The sequence below is a fragment of the Silanimonas sp. genome (assembly GCF_044377035.1).
Lineage (GTDB): Bacteria > Pseudomonadota > Gammaproteobacteria > Xanthomonadales > Xanthomonadaceae > Silanimonas.
On the sequence record NZ_JBILJW010000005.1, the window covers coordinates 1 to 17238 of the forward strand.

Here is a 17238-nt window from a genome sequence, read left to right on the forward strand (position 1 = left end):
CACGCCAGTGGTGGTCTCTTCCGAGACGCCCTTCCAGTCTTTGACCACATTGGTCCAGAAGCCGGGGCGCTCCTTGGCCACGCGCTTCAACAGGTTCTTGATGACCTGCTCTTCGTGCGAACCCGAAGCCGAGTTCACCCAGGTGCTGTCGCCTTGCTCAAGCTCGTAGCCCTTGTGGATCAGCAGCGTCACGTCGCCGCCATCGTCCACCACCAGCTCCGGGCCTTTGCCGCCCGGGAAGCTCACGGCATCGAGCGTGCAGTCCCAGTATTCCTCGAGCGTTTCGCCCTTCCACGCGAAGACGGGCGTGCCCGACTTGGCGATGGCGGCGGCGGCGTGGTCCTGCGTCGAGAAGATGTTGCACGAAGCCCAGCGCACGTCGGCGCCCAGGTCCTTCAGCGTCTCGATCAGCACGGCCGTCTGGATCGTCATGTGCAGCGAGCCGGTCACGCGCACGCCCTTCAGCGGCTGCGCGGGGGCGTACTTCTTGCGGATCGACATCAGGCCGGGCATTTCCTGCTCGGCGATATCGAGTTCCTTGCGGCCCCAATCGGCCAGCGAGATATCGGCGACCTTGTAGTCGACGGGGAGGTTCACGACAGCATTCATTTTGGATCTCCGGGATTTGCGTCCGCGCGGTGCGCGGGGCGGTGGTGGCAAATCGGGCGCGGTTTCAAGGGTGTCTGTCCGATGGGACGTCCGCCGAGCCTGAGCCTGGCGTGGTGCCTGGCATGCAGCGCCCCTCGGCGGGAGCGGCCAGATTTTAGCGCCTTCAGGCGACGGCGGCATGAAACCCGCATTGCCGGGCTGTGAGGCCCGCTACACTTCCCGGATGCGGATCGGCATTGATTTCGGCACCAGCTATTCCGCTGCGGCGGCATGCATTGAAGGCAAGCTCCGGCCTGTGCGCTTCGGCGATGCGCAGCAGTTCCGCACGGCCGTGTACTTCCCCGAGCACATGCCCGATGGCGACAGCGTGCGGCGACACCGCGACGGCTCGGTGGCCACGGCGAGCCAAGTGGCCGAGGCGCTGTTCGGCGACGAGGCGATCGAGGCGTATCTGCTGGAAGGCGACGGCCATCTGGTCGAATCGCCTAAGTCCATGCTCGGCTACCAGTTGCACCCGAGAGCGAAGGACACGATTGCGGCGATTTGCGCCCGCATTCTTGGGCATATCCGCGAGCAGGCCAGCGCACAGTTCGGCACCGAGGTGCGCGAAGCGGTGTTGGGTCGGCCGGTGCACTTCCGTAGCTCCATGGGCGAGGCCGGCGAAGTGCAGGCCTTGGCCTTGCTGCGGGAGGCTGCGGCGGTGGCCGGCTTCCAGGCAGTGGAGTTTCTGGAAGAGCCCGTGGCTGCGGCGCTTCAGCACCATGCGGCGAGCGCGCAGCGGCACACCGCCCTGGTGTTCGACATCGGCGGTGGCACCACCGACATTGCCTGGGGTGAACTGGGCGGCAAGGAAGCGCCCCGCATCCTTGGCAGCTGGGGCGTGGGCTTGGGCGGCACGGATTTCGACTTGGCCCTGAGCTTGGATCGCGCCATGCCGCTGTTCGGCCGGGGCTTGAGCCGCGTGCCGAATCATCATTTCGTCGAAGCCGCGATGGTGCAGGACTTGCCGCGCCAGCGCAGTTTTCGCAAGCACGATTACGACGAAGCGCCCGAGCCTTTCCGCTCGCGATTGATGGCTCTCCAGGCCGAGGGTGCACCCACACGCCTGCATCGCGACATCGAGGGCTTGAAGGTGCGCTTGAGTGACGCCGGTGCGGCAGCCTTCGCTCTGGATTGGATCGAGACCGGTCTCGGTGTGGAGGCCACTCGAGAGCAGTTAGCCGAAGCCGCCGAAGCGCCGCTGCGTCGCATGCGCGCGCTGTTGGAACAGATTCGCGACGAACGCGGATTGCCCGATGCCGTCGTGCTGACCGGCGGCATGTCGCGCTCGCCTTTGCTGCGCGCGCTGGCGAGCGAAGTCTTTGCCGGTGTGCCGCAAGTGGCGGGCGAAGCGTCGTTGGGCGTGGTTTCGGGCTTGGCGAGGGCGGCGGCCGAATAGCCGACGGCCCGCTTGCGCGGGCCGTCGGGTGGTGCGAGGCAGGGCGGCGTTCGCCGCGCCGGCCTTACTTCTTCTTCGACTTCGTCTTGCCAGCCTTGTTGAGGCCCGCCGCGTCCTTCAGCGCTTCGGCGCGGTCGGTCTTTTCCCACGAGAAGGCGGTGGCGGTCTTCTTCTTGCCGTCGGCGCCCGTGTAGGTCACTTCCTTCGGCTTGCGGCCGAAGTGGCCGTAGCTGGCGGTGGCCTGGTAGATCGGGTGCTCGAGGTCCAGCATCTTGGTGATGCCGTACGGGCGCAGGTCGAAGTTGGCGCGGATCAGCTTCTCGATGACGGCGTCATCGACCACGCCGGTGCCGAACGTCGTCACCGAGATCGAGGTCGGCTCGGCCACGCCGATGGCGTACGAGACCTGCACTTCGCACTTGCGGGCGAGGCCGGCGGCGACGATGTTCTTGGCGACGTAGCGCGCCGCGTAGGCGGCCGAACGGTCGACCTTCGACGGGTCCTTGCCCGAGAACGCACCACCGCCGTGCCTCGCCATGCCACCGTAGGAATCAACAATAATCTTGCGGCCAGTCAGGCCGCAGTCGCCCACCGGGCCGCCGATGACGAACTTGCCGGTCGGGTTGATGTGCATCTTCGACTTCGGCAGCTTCGCCAGCCACTCCTTCGGCAGCACCGGCTTGAAGATGTGCTCGATGACGCCTTCGATGATGTCCTTCTGCTTCACGCCCTCGTCGTGCTGCGTCGACAGCACCACGGCGTCGAGGCCGAGGATGGTGTTGCCGTCGTAGCGCAGGGTGACCTGCGACTTCGCGTCCGGGCGCAGCCACTTCAGCTTGCCGCTCTTGCGGACCTTGGCCTGCTGCTCGACCAGACGGTGCGAGTAGTAGATCGGCGCCGGCATGAATTCCGGGGCTTCGTCGCAGGCGTAGCCGAACATCAGGCCCTGGTCGCCCGCGCCTTGTTCTTCCGGCTTCTTGCGGTCGACGCCCTGGTTGATGTCCGGCGACTGCTTGCCGAGCATGTTGATGATCGCGCAGGTGTGGCCGTCGAAGCCGACTTCGGAATTGTTGTAGCCGATGCCGTTGATGACGTTGCGCGCGAGCGCCTCGATGTCGACCCACGCGGAGGTGGTGACTTCGCCGGCGACGATGGCCGCACCGGTCTTCACCATCGTTTCGCAAGCGACGCGGGCGCGCGGGTCCTGCGCGATGATCGCGTCGAGCACGGCATCGGAGATCTGGTCGGCGATCTTGTCCGGATGGCCTTCCGACACCGACTCCGAGGTGAAGAGGTAGCTGCTCATTTCGTCTTATATCCCTTGATTCGGATGGAAAGATGGGCGGCGGATGATACACCCCCGCGCCCCGGGGTGCATCTTGGTCCCGGACGCGTTGCCGATGGTTAAGCGGGTGCGACGCGTCGGCCCCGGTGCGCCGTGGTTCGCCGGGATCGAGTCACGCGGATGAAACCGCAGGGAAACGAGGGCGTCGCGAAGGGTCGCCAGCATTGCGCAAACCACCGCGGAGCCCCCAAGGGTGATCCAGCTCGAACAGCGTCTCGTTGAACGTTACCCCCACTGGTTCGAGGGGCCCAAGGCCGTCTTCGCGCAGGGCCTCGCGCGCTCGATCGCGAAGTTCGGGAAGCTCGACGACATCAACGCCTGGCTGGCCGCGAACGGCCACCGCACCGGCTTCGATTTCGTCGAAGGCGTGCTAGACCACTTCGGCACGCGCTACACGGTCGACCAGGTCGAGCGCGGCCGCATCCCGCAGACGGGCCGGGTGATCATCGTCGCCAACCACCCGCTGGGGGCACTCGATTCGCTGGCCTTGCTGCATCTGGTCGGCACGGTCCGCCGCGACGTGCGCATCCTCGCCAACGACCTGCTGATGGAGTTCGAGGGCTTGCGCGAGCTGCTGCTGCCGCTGCGCATCCTCGGGGGCAAGCCCAGCGCCGAGAGCCTGAAGGCCGTGACGGTCGCGCTCGAGGCGGAGCAGGCGGTCATCGTCTTCCCGGCCGGTGAGGTGGCGCGCTTCGGTTGGCGCGGCGTGCAGGACGGCCGCTGGCGTGCCGGCTTCGTCAAGTTCGCGCGCGAGAGCGGCGCGCCGGTGCTGCCGGTGCGCATCAAGGCGAAGAACTCCGCGCTGTTCTACGGGCTTTCCAGCCTCTACAAGCCGGTGGGGACGGCCCTGCTGCCGCGCGAGATCTTCAAGGCGCGCGGCCTGCGCATCGACTTGCGCATTGGCCTGCCGCGACGGATCGATGCGGATGCCATCGAGAGCGGAGGCCTGGACACCGCCAAGGCCCTGGCCTCGATGCGCCAGGCCCTGCAGGCCATCGGCACACGCAAGGAGACGGCGCCGCCCGACCCGATGCCTCTGGCGCACGCGGTGGATCGCGGTGCGCTGCGCGCCGAAGTGCTCGCCCTGCGCGAGTTGGGCCGCACGCCGGACGGCAAGCAGATCCGCGTCGGGCGCCTGCGCGCCGACAGCCTGCTGTTGCGCGAACTCGGCCGCCTGCGCGAGCAGAGCTTCCGCGCGGTGGGCGAGGGCACGGGCCGCGCCGTCGATGTCGATGCCTACGACACCTGGTACGAGCACATCGTGCTGTGGGATGCCGAGGCGCTGCAGATCGCCGGTGCCTATCGCGTCTGCCGCGGTGCGGACGTGCTTGCTGCGCGCGGCTTGAAGGGCCTGTACACCGCCACCCTGTTCGACTTCGGGCCGGAGGCTCAGGCGCATGTCGCCGAAGGCATGGAGCTCGGCCGCAGCTTCGTGGCGCCGGCGTACTGGGGCTCGCGCAGCCTCGACTACCTGTGGATCGGCATCGGTGCCTACCTGCGCGCGCATCCCGACGTGCGCTACCTGTTCGGGCCGGTGTCCATCAGCGCCGAGCTGCCGATCGCGGCCCGTGAGCAGCTGGTCGCCTACTACGGCCAGCACTACGGCGCGCCGGGCGTGTTGGCCCCGGTCGAGGCCGCGCCGCCGGCACGTGCGCGGCGACCGTTCCAGTTCCTCGCCGGCGCCCCCTGCTATCGCGGGCTGGACGCCGAGCAGAGCTTCCGGGTGCTGCGGGCCAACCTCGACGCCCTCGGGGCGAAAGTGCCTGTGCTCTACAAGCAGTACACCGAGCTGTGCGAGCCGGGTGGCGCGCGCTTCCTCGCCTTCGGGGTCGATCCGGACTTCGCCAACTGCGTGGACGGCCTGATCGAAGTGGACCTGCAGCGCATCAAGCCGAAGAAATTCCAGCGCTACATCGCCGGCGACGCCGCGGCGATGCCGACCCGGGAGGAGGCCGCATGAGCACCGCCACGTTGAAGCCCACGGGCTCCTCCCCGCGCCGCCGTGCGGCCTTCATCTCCGACGTCCATCTCGGTGCGGCGCACTGCCACGCCGAAGAGCTGGCCGCCTTCTTGGGCACGCTGGACGTCGAGCGCCTGTACCTCGTCGGCGACATCGTCGACCTGTGGTGGATGTCGGCCAAACGCGCGGCCTGGGGCCACGGACAGAACCACGTCGTCGAAGCCCTGCATCGGCTGCGCGCTGCAGGCACCGAGCTGATCTACGTGCCGGGCAACCACGACCGGCCCATCCGCCGCTTCTGCGGCTTGATGCTGCCGCGCATGAGCGTGCGTCGCCGCGTGATCCACACCACCGCCGACGGCCGCCGCCTGCTGGTGGTGCATGGCGACGACTACGACAGCGCCACGCAGTTCGGCGGGTTCCAGGAGGAACTCGGTGACTGGCTGTACGAGCGCATCCTCACCGGCAACCGCATCGCCAACGCGCTGCGTCGCCGCTTCGGGTTGCGCTACTGGTCGCTGGCGGATTTCCTGAAGCGCCAGAGCGGCGCGGCCGAGCGCTACATCGCGCGGTTCATCGAGGCAGGGCTCGATGACGTGCGTCGCCGCGGCCTCGACGGCATCGTTTGCGGCCACATCCATCGTCCGGCGCTGTTTGAGCGCGATGGCCTCGTGTACGCCAACGACGGCGACTGGGTGGAAAGCCTGACGGCGCTGGTGGAAGACCGCGACGGCACGCTGCGTCTGCTCGACCACCGTGGCGAAACGCTGAAGCGACTCGGGCCCAAGGTCTGCTGGATCGACGAGCGCCGCGAGGTGCCGGCCCGTGCGGCCGCGCCCGAACCGCTCCACGAAGCTGCCTGAACCGGTCGAGGAACGCTGCTGTCTGAACCAAACGGGGCAGCACTCACCTTGCGCGCACGGATCGTGCTTACGCTTGTCGCATGGATTCCTTGAGCCAACTCGTCCTCGGCGCCGCCGTCGCCGCGGCCTGCGTGCCCGCCCGCCATCGCCGCAAGGCGCTCCTCGTCGGTGCGGCCCTCGGCACGCTGCCCGACCTCGACGTGCTGATCGACTACGGCGATGCGGTCAGCAACATGACCTTCCACCGCGGCTTCAGCCACTCGCTGTTCGTGCTGCCGATCGTTGCGCTGCTGCTGTGGGCCGTGTTGCGCCGGTTCTGGCCTCCCGTGCGCGAAGCGCCCCGGTCTTGGGGCTGGGCGATCCTCTTGCCGCTGGTCACGCACCCCTTGCTCGATGCCCTCACCGTTTACGGGACGCAGCTGTTCTGGCCGCTCACGACCCCGCCGGTGATGGGCGGCAGCCTGTTCATCATCGACCCGCTCTACACCCTGCCGCTGCTCGTGGCCGTCCTTGTCGCCGCCTTCGCCGGTGAAGCGCGCCGTGGCGGTACCGCGGTGGTGGTCGGCCTCGCACTGAGCACCGGCTACGCGGGCTGGAGCCTCGTCGCGCAGCGGCACGTTGACGCCATCGCCGCCGAGAGCCTGCGCGACACGCCGCATGCCGATGCGCCGCGATTCGTGGTGGCGATGCCCTTCACCACGCTCGCGTGGCGAGTGGTGGTGGTGACGCCGAAGGGCTATCTCGAAGGCGAGCGCTCGCTGGTGGCCGACGGCGGGCCCATCGGCTTCATCGAGCACCGTTTCGACCGCCGTCTGCTGGAGGACGCGGGCGGGCTGTGGGCGGTGCAGCGGCTGCTGTGGTTCAGCCACGGCTTCCAGCGTGTGGACGTGGTCGATGGCGAGCTTCGCCTCGCCGACCTTCGCATGGGCCAGCACCCCACCTTCTTCTTCACCCACGTGGTGGGGCGCCACGAGTGCGGGGCGTGGGTGCCCGCGGACAACCGCCAGATCGAACAGCCGCGCGTGCGCGAGGGCCAATTGGCCGGGCTGTGGCGCCGCGTGTGGTTTGGCGAGCCGATCCCCGGCACGCCCTTCGCCGAGCGCGCGTCTGCGCGTGCTCAGGCCGCGGAGGCGAAGTCCGGCGCGACGCCGGCGACCAGCGCGTCGAAGTAGTCGCGCGTCAGGGCGATCTGCCGCTCGCCGGTCTCGGCGGCGTTCACCACGGTGCGGAAGGCAGCCTGCTCGGGGTGGTCCTTGGCGTACCAGCCGAGATGCTTGCGGGCGATGCGCACGCCCTGCGGCGCGCCGTAGAACGCGTGCAGGTGCTCGAGGTGACCGATCAGCACGTCGCGCACCTCGGCCAGCGTGACCGGCGGCAGCTCGGTGCCGGTGGCGAGGTAATGCGCGATCTCGCGGAAGATCCATGGCCGGCCCTGCGCGGCGCGGCCCACCATCACCGCATCGGCGCCAGTGGCCTCGAGCACCGCTTTCGCCTTGCGCGGCGAGGTGACGTCGCCGTTGGCGATCACCGGAATGCGCACGGCGGATTTCACCGCGGCGATGGTGGCGTATTCGGCCTCGCCTTCGTAGAAGTCGTTGCGCGTGCGGCCGTGGATGGTCAGCGCGGCGATGCCACTTTGTTCCGCGATGCGCGCGATGGTGAGCGCATTGCGCGTCTCGCGGCACCAGCCGGTGCGGATCTTCAGCGTCACCGGCACGTCCACCGCACCGACCACCGCCTCGAGGATGCGCGCCACCAGCGCCTCGTCGCGAAGCAGGGCCGAGCCCGCCGCGACGTTGCAGACCTTCTTGGCCGGGCAGCCCATGTTGATGTCTATGAGCTCGGCGCCATGCGCGGCGTTGTAGCGCGCGGCCTCGGCGAGCTGGCTGGGCTCGGTGCCCGCGATCTGCACCGAGACGGGTTCCGGTTCGCCGACGTGGTCCATGCGCCGCAGCGACTTCGGCGTGTTCCAGAAGCGGGGGTCGCTGGTGGTCATCTCGGAGACGCACAGGCCCGCGCCCAGACGCTTGCACAGCATCCGGAACGGCTTGTCGGTGACGCCGGCCATGGGGGCCAGCACCACCGGCGGGTCGATGCGGTAGGGGCCGATCTGCATGCGCGCATTCTCGCAGGCCCGGACGTCAGGCGCAGGAACCCGGGCTGATCGTGGTCAAACGCCGGGGGGCGGTCCCGCGTCAGGATGGGGCATCGACGGAAAGGGAGCCGACCCATGCGCATCGCCGTGTACTCGCACCGTGCCTACGAGGCCGACACGTTGGACCGCGCCCTGCGCGAAGCGGGAATCGACGCCCTGGCGCTCGAATCCCGGCTGGACGTGCGTACCGCCGCGCTCGCGGCCGGGACGGAGGCCGTCTGTGCTTTCGTGAACGACGACCTCTCCGCGCCGGTGCTCGAGGCCCTCGCCGCAGGCGGCGTGCGCGGCATCGCCCTGCGCTGCGCCGGGTTCAACAACGTTGACCTCGACGCCGCGCGCCGGCTGGGGCTGCGGGTGCTGCGCGTACCCGCGTATTCCCCCGCCGCGGTGGCCGAACACGCGCTCGCGTTGATGCTCACTTTGAACCGCAAGACGCATCGGGCCTACCAGCGGGTGCGCGAGGGCAATCTGGCCCTCGACGGGCTGGTGGGCTTCGATCTCGAGCACAAGACCGTCGCGGTCGTGGGCGCGGGCCGGATCGGAACGGCGCTCGTGCGGATCCTCGCGGGGCTCGGCTGCCGGGTGTTGGCCGTCGACCCGCAGCCCGATCCGGCCCTGCGGGCTCGCGTCGAGGCGCTGGGCGGCGTGTTCGTGCCGCTGGACGAGGCCCTGCCGCAGGCCGACGTGATCAGCCTGCATTGCCCACTGACGGCCGCCACGAAGCATCTGGTCGATGCCCGCCGGCTCGCGGCGATGAAGCCCAGAGCGATGTTGATCAACACCAGCCGCGGTGGCCTGGTCGACACGAAGGCGCTGATCGCGGCATTGAAGCGCCGCCATCTCGGCGCGGTGGGGCTGGATGTCTACGAGGAGGAGGCTGGCCTGTTCGACCGTGACCTCTCGGAGCGTGGCATCGACGACGATGTGTTCGCGCGACTTCTCACCTTCCCGAACGTGTTGGTTACCGCCCACCAGGGCTTCCTGACGCGCGAGGCGCTCACACAGATCGCGGCGACCACGGTGATGAACCTGCAGGCCATCGATCGCGGCGAGCCGGCCGCGGAGCGCGAGCTCGGCTAAGGCGGCCTGCGATCCTTGCGGGCTCAGCCCGCGGGCGGCGTGTCGGTGGACGCCTCGGCCGGGGCTTCGGCAGGAGCCGCTTCCGGCGCGGCAGCGGCATCCCCCGCCTCGCCGGCGGCGCCCTCCGTCGGCGCGTCCTCGGTTGGCGCTTCCCCGGACGCGGCGTCGTCGACCGGCGCCTCATTGCGCCCCAGTGCCGCGTCTTCCGTCGCCTTGTTCATCACGATGATGCTGATGCGGCGGTTGATCGGGTTGGTCGGGTTCTCTTTGTCGAACAGCACCGAGTCGGAGACGCCGACCACGCGCGCCATTTTCTCCATCGACACGCCGCCGCTCACGAGCGCGCGGCGCGCGGCGTTGGCGCGGTCGGCGGAGAGCTCCCAGTTGGTGTAGCCGCTGTCGCCGCCGCCGAAGGGCGTGGTGTCGGTGTGGCCGGTGATGCTCAGGCGGTTCGGCACGCCCTGCAGGTAGGGCGCCAATTCGTTGAGGATGTTGATGGTGTAGCTCTGCAGGCGGAAGCTGCCCGAATCGAACATCGGCCGGTTCTGCTGGTCGACGATCTGGATGCGCAGGCCTTCCGGCGTGATGTCGAGCAGCAGCTGCTCCTTGAAGGCCGCCAGCGTCGCGCTCTGGTCGATGGCCTCCTCGAGCTGTTCCTTCAGGTCTTCGAGCCGCGCTTTCTCGATTTCCTTGGCCTGGGCTTCGATCTCCTCGTCGGTCATCGGCGCCGCGCCGCCTTCGGCGGGGTCTTCCGTCTCGCCGTCGCCAGGGTCGCCGTCCGGCGGCTTCACCGCGTCGAAGACCTGCACTGGCGCATCACCGGCGCCGCCCGGGCCCATCGAGCCCGGCACCGTGGAGACCGACAGGCCCTCGAGCACCGAGGGGTTCTTGAAGTACTCGGCCATGCCGCCGAGCTGCTCCTGCGGCAGCGTCGCCGAGAGCCACATCACCATGAAGAAGGCCATCATCGCGGTGACGAAGTCGGCGTACGCCACCTTCCACGCGCCGCCATGGTGGCCGCCCGCGTTGATCTTCTTCTTGACGATGATGATCGGCTGTTCTTCTTTGCCGGCCATGGTCGAGCCTCCGCCGGAGCGCGCTTACTTCGCGCCCTTGAGTTCGGTTTCGAGGTCCGCGAAGCTCGGGCGGATGTCGGAGAACAGCTGCTTGCGCGCGAACTCGATCGCCACCGGCGGCGGGTAGCCGCGCACCGACGCGAGCAGGGCGATCTTCACCAGTTCGAAGGGCTTGCCGTCCTCTTCCGCGCGGGCGCCCATCGCCGCGGCCACCGGGCCGACGAAGCCGTAGCCCAGCAGGATGCCGAGGAAGGTGCCCACCAGCGCCGCGGCCACCTTCTGGCCGATGACTTCCGGCGGCGCGTTGCCGACGTACTCCATCACCTTCACGATGCCGAGCACCGCGGCCACGATGCCGAAGGCCGGCAGGCCGTCGGCCATGGTCTGGATGGCGTGCGAGGGCGTGTGCGCTTCCTTGTGGTGCGTGTCGAGCTCGGCTTCCAGCACGGCTTCGAGCTCGTGCGGATTCATGTTGCCGCCGATCATCAGGCGCAGGCAGTCGGTGATGAAGTCGAGCAGGTGGTGGTCGGCCAGCACCTTCGGATACTTCTGGAAGATCGCGCTCGCCTCGGGGTTCTCGACGTGCGATTCGACGGCCATCAGGCCTTCCTTGCGGATCTTCATCAGCAGCTCGTACAGCAGCTTGAGCAGCTCGATGTAGTCCGCTTTGCCGAATTTCGGTCCCTTCAGCAAGCCAAGCGTGCCGGCGATGCTGGCCTTGATCGTCTTGATCGAATTGCCCGCGACGAAGGCACCCGCCGCGCCGCCGCCGATGATCAGCATCTCGATGGCCGCGGCCTTGACGATGACCATGATGTTGCCGCCAGCGACGATGAAGCCGCCGAAGACCGTGGCGAGGATGATCACGTAACCGATCAGGACGAACACGGGTTCCCTCCAGGGTCGTAGGCCTCAGCGAACGGCCATGCTAGCCGAACGATGCTTCAGGACGCGAACCGGGTTTCCAGTTCCGAGCGGGTGGGCATGGCCGCCGCCGCGCCGGGGCGCTCGGTGGACAGCCCGGCGAAGCGGATGGCGAAAGGCAGCAGGCTGGCCGGGTCGGCTTCCGGACAGGCCGCCCAAGCGGCCGCGAGCGCGCCGTTGAAGGCGTCGCCGGCCCCGGTGGTGTCGATGGCCCGCACGAGGGCGGCCGGCGCGCGGGTGACCGTCGCTGGTCCGTCGCCGCGAAGGCCGCCCGGGGCGAGGACGGCGCCGGCGTCACCGAGGGTGATCACCACCGCGCGGACCGGAAGTCGGGCGCAGAGGGCGGCGAGTTCCGCATCCGTGCGATCGCGCAGGGTCTTCGCCTCGACGGGCCCGCCGCCGAAGCGCGCGAGCAGTTCGGCCATTTCCGTCTCGTTGGGCGTGAGCAGGTCGACATCGGCCAGCGCCGCCGCGTCGAGATGCGCATGCATCGGGGCCGGATTGATGATCGTTCGGGCACCGGCGGCCCGGCCCAGCCGCATCGCCGCGCACACCGCGGGCAGCGGCGATTCCAGCGGGGCAAGGACGACCGCCGCCTCGCGGAACGCCGCAGCCTGCGCCTCGACGTGAGCGATGGAGAGGCGCGCGTTCGCGCCGAGGGCGACGACGATGCTGTTGCGGCCCTGCGCATCGACGAGGATGCCGGCGGTGCCCGTGGCGGCATCGGGGATCGTCTCGAAGCGCGCGTCGATGCCTTCCGTCCGGGCCAGCGCACGAGCGCCATCGGCCAGGGTGTCTGCGCCCAGCGCGCCGATGAAGGTGGTGTTGGCCCCGGCGCGTGCCGCGGCCACGGCCTGGTTGAAGCCCTTGCCGCCCGGGCCCGAGCGGAAGGCGAGGCCGGCGCGGGTCTCGCCCGGCGCCGGCAGCGCGTCGACCTCCCAGACGAGGTCCTGGTTGTAGCTGCCGACGACGAGGACGCGGCCGGCCATGTCCGGCCTCAGTGCCAGTTGAGCATCACGCCGGCGATGGTCGCCGTCATCAGCGTGGCGATCGAGCCGCCGAGCACGGCGCGCAGGCCGAAGCGGGCGAGGTCGGCGCGACGCTCCGGGGCCAGCGAGCCGATGCCGCCGATCTGGATGGCGATCGAGGCGAAGTTGGCGAAGCCGCACAGCGCGTAGGTGAGGATGATGCGGCTTTCCTCGCTGATGGCGCCGACGCCGGTGCCGACGGGCAGCTGCGAGAGCTGCAGGTAGGCGATGAACTCGTTGAGCACGATCTTCTGGCCGATGAGGCCGCCGGCGATGGCGGCGTCATTCCACGGAATGCCGATCACCCAGGCGATCGGCGCGAGGACGGTGCCGAGGATCGTGCCGAGGTTCACCTGCACGCAGCCGTTGCCGGCCACCGCGGCGAAGGCGGCGTCGCTGACGCAGCGCGGGTCGTTGCCGGCGTTCAGCCAAGCGGTGAGGCCGACGGCGTTCGAGGCGCCGCCGATCATGGCGTTGATCAGCGCGATCAGGGCGACGAAGGCCAGCAGCATGGCGGCGATGTTGATAGCCAGCTTCACGCCGTCGGCGGCGCCGGCGGCGGCGGCGTCGATGACGTTGGCCGAGGTCTTCTCCACTTCCACCTTGACACTGCCGCGGGTCAGCGGCTCCTGCGTCTCGGGGATCAGGATCTTCGCCACCAGGAAGGTGGCCGGCGCGGCCATGATCGAGGCGGCGAGGAAGTGCTTGGCGTACATCGCCTGCAGCTCCGGGTCGGTGCCGCCCAGCATCGCCACGTAGGTCGCCATGACGCCGCCGGCGATGTGGGCCATGCCGCCGATCATCATCGTGAGCAGCTCCGAATCCGTCATGCGGCCGATGTAGGGGCGCACCGTGAGCGGGGCTTCCGTCTGGCCGATGAAGACGCTGGCGCAGACCGAGGTGGTCTCCGCGCCCGAGAGCTTCATCACCTTGGTGATGGCCCAGGCCATGGCCTTCACCACCAGCTGCAGGATGCCGAGGTGGTAAAGGATGGCGGTGATGGCGGCGAAGAAGATCACCGTCGGCAGCACCTGGAACACGAAGATGAAGCCGAATTTGTCCGCCGTCGCGAGGTCGCCGAAGATCATCTTCGCGCCCTCGGTGGTGTAGCCCGAGAGCTTCACGAAGGCGTGCGCCGCGGTGCCGAAGATCGCTTCGCCGAAGGGCGTCAGCAGCACGAAGGCCGCGAACAGCACCTGGATGACCATGCCGGTGCCCACCAGCCGCCAGTCGACCTGTTTCTTGTGGCTGGAGAACAGCCAGGCGAGGCCGACGAGGACGAACAGGCCGAAGAGGCCGAACAGGATCTGTGACATCGGGATGACCGGAAAGGGAACCGCGGCAGGGTAGGGGGTCGGGGCGGGGCGGGCAATGGGCGGTGCAGCAGCGCCATGGTTCTCCCCGCGCACCTCACCGGCAGGGTTGGCTGCCCGCGCCGCTCTGCAGGATCGACTCGAGTGGTGCGCGGGCGACCAGCAACAACGGTAGGCCGGGGGCCTCCGCATTGAGGAATCGCCCCTCCAGCGCGGTGTATCGGTCTAGCGCACGTCGCCGCTGCTCTGCCGACAGCGGGCCCAGCAGGCTCTCGTCCCGATGACCACTGTAGGCCCGCCGATGGAGCATGCCGAGCGCCGCGGCTTCTGATGGATCGTCCACGACGAGGCCGCTATAGGGGCCTTCCTGTCCCGACAATGCGGCCATCTGCACGGAGAGGGCATGCATCGAGCCGCGGTCGACCAAGGCCTGGATCATGGTCGGGGCGTCGCGGCGCCATCGTTCGAACGCAGGCGAGGCGAGGAATCCCCAAGGCACGGTCGCCGAGGGTCCGGGTGCATTGAACTCGCCGAGCGATTGCCCCAGCGCGTAGCGCAGCTGTGATTCCTCATGGCCCATCCGTGCGGCGCGCTCCAGCCATTCGCGTCCGTCCTCGAGAAGCGCCTCGGGGCGATCGCGACAGCCTTGGATATGTCGAAGGATGCCGATCTGGTTGGCCCCCAGCAGATTCGCAAGACCGTCGCGCCCCGAGATGTCGGCCTCATTCTCGCTCTGGACGAGCTGCCGGATCAGGGCGTCGCGGGCCTGTGGCGCGTGGTCGCAGGCGAGCAGCTCCAGGGCCACCCGGCAAGCCGCTGAGGCATCACCGGCGCGGGCGCGCGGCAGCAGGGCGGCAAGGACCTCCGCGGGTGGAAGACCCGTCGGCGGCAACTCGATGCTGGGCGGTGGTGATGTCGCGATCGGCGGGGTTTGGTCCGTCGCGGCTGTCGTGATGCCGGTGTGGCCGGCCGCCGGCGTCGCCCCGTCGTCGCTCGGGACGGCCGAGGCTGGCGTTTCATCGAACCTATCGCTTCGTCCAATGAGCACGCCGACGGTAAGTAGAGCGATCGCAAGACCGGCTCTCCAGGCGATGGCGTAGGAACGGGGCATCTCGGACTTCATCGGGGTCTTCCTCGGGCTACTTGCAGGGCGCCGGCGCATCGGGGGCTGTGCTTCGTGGGAGGAGCGCGGTTGCCGTGGGTTTGGGGATCTGCGCGATGCCCTCGGTGAAATCGCGCTCGTTCGCGCGACCGGGCTGACTTCGCCGCAGGGTGATCTGGTGTGCTTAACGTCGGACAGGACCGTTCGGGTACGGGCCGCTTAGCGGCTTGTTGTCGTGCGAATGGGCGAGATTCAACAGGAAGAGGACATCGGCCTGCCCGTTGTCGAGGAGCGCATCGGCGATACGTGGCGACTCCCGCTGCCATCCGGCCCAACTTGGATGCCGCATTACTCCTCAGGGCAAGATCCCCGCCGAAAGCCAAGCCGCCACCAGCGCAGCCAGCACGAGCAGAAGAAGCGCAAGCCGGCTTTGTAGGGTCATCGATCGGCCTCCAAGGCTTTACCGCCGGGTGAAGCCAAACCTTACCCGCAGGGTTCGCCTCAGCCCAAGCCCTTGAACGCCACCCACACCGCCAGCACCGCGAACAGCGACGCCGCCGTGTAACGGGCCGCCTTCAGCGGCAGTCGGTCGGCATAGCGATGGCCGAGCAGCACCACCGGCCCATTCGCTATCAGCATGCCGAGGCTGGTGCCGGCCACGACCTGCCAGAGCGGGTGGTACTTGGCGGCCAGCACGACGGTGGCGATCTGGGTCTTGTCGCCGATCTCGACGATGAAGAAGGCGACCGTGGTGGCGAGGAAGGCACCGAAGCGCGAGGGCTTCGGCGCTTCGTCGTCATCCATCTTGTCCGGGATGAGGGTCCAAGCGGCCACGGCGGCGAAGCAGGCGACCACGCCCCACTTCAGCACCTCGGGCGAGACCATCGAGGCCACCCAGGCCCCGGCCCAGCCGGCCAGCGCGTGGTTGGCGAGCGTGGCCACGGCGATGCCCGCGACGATCGCCCAAGGCTGGCGATAGCGCGCCGCGAGGATCAGCGCGAGCAGCATGGTCTTGTCGCCGATCTCGGCGATCGCGACAGCGGCAGTGGAAACGAAGAGGGCGTCCATCGGGGCTCCATTCGACCGGGCAACAGGGTGGAAGACAACGAAGACCGCGCAGACGGCCCGGTCACAGGCGCCCGCGGGGTCTCCGGTCTTGCCCGCTGCCGCACGGCATGGCCGTGGCGGAGGTCGCGCGCCATGGCCGGTTCAGGCCAAGCATGTTGACGCGCGGTGCCGGTGGATTGGCAGGGCTACTCCCCGAAGGGAGGCAAAGTGTAGAGCGCAGCAGCACGGCTGTCGAACGCCTGCCGGGCACTCACGCCCGCTTCGCTAGACTCCGCGGCCTCAGCACTGCTTCAACGAGGTTCCCATGCTCTACCGCCGTCTCGGCCGCACCGGCCTGCAGGTCTCCGCGCTGTCCTTCGGCGCCTGGGTGACGTTCGGCACCTCGGTGGGCCGCGGGGAAGCGCGGCGGCTGATCACGCAGGCCTTCGATGCCGGCATCAACTTCTTCGACAACGCCGAGACCTACGCGAAGGGCGAGGCCGAGAAGATCATGGGCGACGTGCTCGCCGACATGCGCTTCCCGCGCGACGCCTACGCGGTGTCGAGCAAGGTGTACTTCGGTGCGGCAGCCGAGCCTTCGCCGATGCAGAAGGGGCTGTCGCGCAAGCACGTGCGTGACGCCTGCGATGCCGCGCTGAAGCGTTTGCATGTCGACTACCTTGATCTCTTCTTCTGCCACCGCCCGGATGCGGAGACGCCGATCGACGAGACGGTGTGGGCGATGGACCAGCTCGTCCGCGCCGGCAAGGTGCTGTACTGGGGCACGTCGGAGTGGTCGGCCGACGCCATCGCCGAGGCCGATCGCATCGCCAAGGCGCACCATCTCGTGGGCCCGAGCATGGAGCAGCCGCAATACAGCCTGCTGCACCGTGATCGCGTCGAACGCGAGTACGCGCCGCTGTACGACACCATCGGCCTTGGCACCACGACGTGGTCGCCGCTGGCCTCGGGCCTGCTCACTGGCAAGTACGCGGGCGGCATTCCAGCCGGTTCGCGGCTGGCGACGCCGGGCTACGAGTGGCTGCAGAAGAAGGTGCAGGGCGAGGAGGGCGCAGCGACGCTGGCGCGCGTGCGGCGCTTCACCGCACTGGCCGCCGAGCTGGGCGTCGATCCGGCGCCGCTCGCCATCGCGTGGTGCCTGTCGAATCCGCGGGTGTCGAGCGTGATCCTCGGCGCGACGAAGCCCGAGCAGCTCGCGCAGAACCTGCGCGCGCTCGAGGTGCTGCCGACGATCGACGCCGCGACGAAGGCGAGGATCGACGCGGCCGTCGGCTGAG

At 68.9% G+C, this 17238-nt stretch carries 15 protein-coding genes and 1 riboswitch; of the genes, 6 read left to right on the forward strand and 9 right to left on the reverse strand.

Features of this window, described 5'->3' with window-relative positions:
* The coding region (locus ACIQ6S_RS03640; protein ID WP_397607180.1) for an adenosylhomocysteinase at positions 1-609 on the reverse strand (609 nt) is incomplete at its 3' end.
* 47 nt (positions 610-656) lie between these two features.
* Positions 657-751: riboswitch (S-adenosyl-L-homocysteine riboswitch) on the reverse strand.
* A gap of 81 nt (positions 752-832) precedes the next feature.
* Here ACIQ6S_RS03640 and ACIQ6S_RS03645 point away from each other — a divergent pair.
* Positions 833-2047, forward strand: a complete 1215-nt coding sequence (locus ACIQ6S_RS03645; protein ID WP_397607293.1) for an Hsp70 family protein — start codon at positions 833-835, stop codon at positions 2045-2047.
* A gap of 64 nt (positions 2048-2111) precedes the next feature.
* Here ACIQ6S_RS03645 and metK read toward each other — a convergent pair whose 3' ends face one another.
* Positions 2112-3353 (reverse strand): methionine adenosyltransferase, encoded by a 1242-nt coding sequence (metK, locus tag ACIQ6S_RS03650; protein WP_397607181.1) that lies wholly within the window; start codon positions 3351-3353, stop codon positions 2112-2114.
* 232 nt (positions 3354-3585) lie between these two features.
* Here metK and ACIQ6S_RS03655 point away from each other — a divergent pair, with 232 nt between their 5' ends.
* The 3 genes from ACIQ6S_RS03655 to ACIQ6S_RS03665 all read left to right on the forward strand — a co-directional run bounded on the left by ACIQ6S_RS03655 (position 3586) and on the right by ACIQ6S_RS03665 (position 7387).
* Positions 3586-5352, forward strand: coding sequence for a lysophospholipid acyltransferase family protein (locus ACIQ6S_RS03655; protein ID WP_397607182.1), 1767 nt, complete (start codon positions 3586-3588; stop codon positions 5350-5352).
* Entirely contained in the window at positions 5349-6215 is an 867-nt protein-coding gene (locus ACIQ6S_RS03660; protein ID WP_397607183.1) for a UDP-2,3-diacylglucosamine diphosphatase, read from the forward strand. The genes ACIQ6S_RS03655 and ACIQ6S_RS03660 overlap by 4 nt, the downstream gene beginning before the upstream one ends.
* 80 nt (positions 6216-6295) lie before the next feature.
* Positions 6296-7387: a metal-dependent hydrolase gene (locus ACIQ6S_RS03665; RefSeq protein WP_397607184.1), complete on the forward strand. Its 1092-nt coding sequence runs from the start codon at positions 6296-6298 to the stop codon at positions 7385-7387.
* Here ACIQ6S_RS03665 and dusB read toward each other — a convergent pair.
* Positions 7333-8331, reverse strand: coding sequence for a tRNA dihydrouridine synthase DusB (gene dusB, locus ACIQ6S_RS03670; protein WP_397595793.1), 999 nt, complete (start codon positions 8329-8331; stop codon positions 7333-7335). The genes ACIQ6S_RS03665 and dusB overlap by 55 nt on opposite strands.
* A 114-nt stretch (positions 8332-8445) precedes the next feature.
* On the opposite strand from dusB, the gene ACIQ6S_RS03675 reads away from it, so the two are divergent.
* On the forward strand, positions 8446-9450 hold the full coding sequence (locus tag ACIQ6S_RS03675) for a 2-hydroxyacid dehydrogenase (protein WP_397607185.1): 1005 nt from the start codon (positions 8446-8448) through the stop codon (positions 9448-9450).
* Between the two features lie 23 nt (positions 9451-9473).
* On the opposite strand, the gene motB is transcribed toward ACIQ6S_RS03675, so the two are convergent.
* The 6 genes from motB to ACIQ6S_RS03705 form a co-directional block, all read right to left on the reverse strand.
* Positions 9474-10526, reverse strand: a complete 1053-nt coding sequence (gene motB, locus ACIQ6S_RS03680) for a flagellar motor protein MotB (RefSeq protein ID WP_397607186.1) — start codon at positions 10524-10526, stop codon at positions 9474-9476.
* 24 nt (positions 10527-10550) lie between these two features.
* The gene (motA, locus tag ACIQ6S_RS03685; RefSeq protein WP_397595790.1) at positions 10551-11414 is read right to left on the reverse strand and encodes a flagellar motor stator protein MotA; all 864 of its coding nucleotides are present in this window, start codon (positions 11412-11414) and stop codon (positions 10551-10553) included.
* A gap of 56 nt (positions 11415-11470) precedes the next feature.
* The gene (locus ACIQ6S_RS03690) at positions 11471-12439 is read right to left on the reverse strand and encodes a ribokinase (protein WP_397607187.1); all 969 of its coding nucleotides are present in this window, start codon (positions 12437-12439) and stop codon (positions 11471-11473) included.
* Between the two features lie 8 nt (positions 12440-12447).
* Entirely contained in the window at positions 12448-13794 is a 1347-nt protein-coding gene (locus ACIQ6S_RS03695) for a NupC/NupG family nucleoside CNT transporter (RefSeq protein WP_397607188.1), read from the reverse strand.
* 94 nt (positions 13795-13888) lie between these two features.
* The gene (locus ACIQ6S_RS03700; protein ID WP_397607189.1) at positions 13889-14902 is read right to left on the reverse strand and encodes a hypothetical protein; all 1014 of its coding nucleotides are present in this window, start codon (positions 14900-14902) and stop codon (positions 13889-13891) included.
* A gap of 492 nt (positions 14903-15394) precedes the next feature.
* On the reverse strand, positions 15395-15961 hold the full coding sequence (locus ACIQ6S_RS03705) for a TMEM165/GDT1 family protein (RefSeq protein WP_397607190.1): 567 nt from the start codon (positions 15959-15961) through the stop codon (positions 15395-15397).
* 304 nt (positions 15962-16265) lie between these two features.
* On the opposite strand from ACIQ6S_RS03705, the gene ACIQ6S_RS03710 reads away from it, so the two are divergent.
* Positions 16266-17237, forward strand: coding sequence for a potassium channel beta subunit family protein (locus tag ACIQ6S_RS03710; protein WP_397607191.1), 972 nt, complete (start codon positions 16266-16268; stop codon positions 17235-17237).
* Position 17238: the final 1 nt, after the last annotated feature.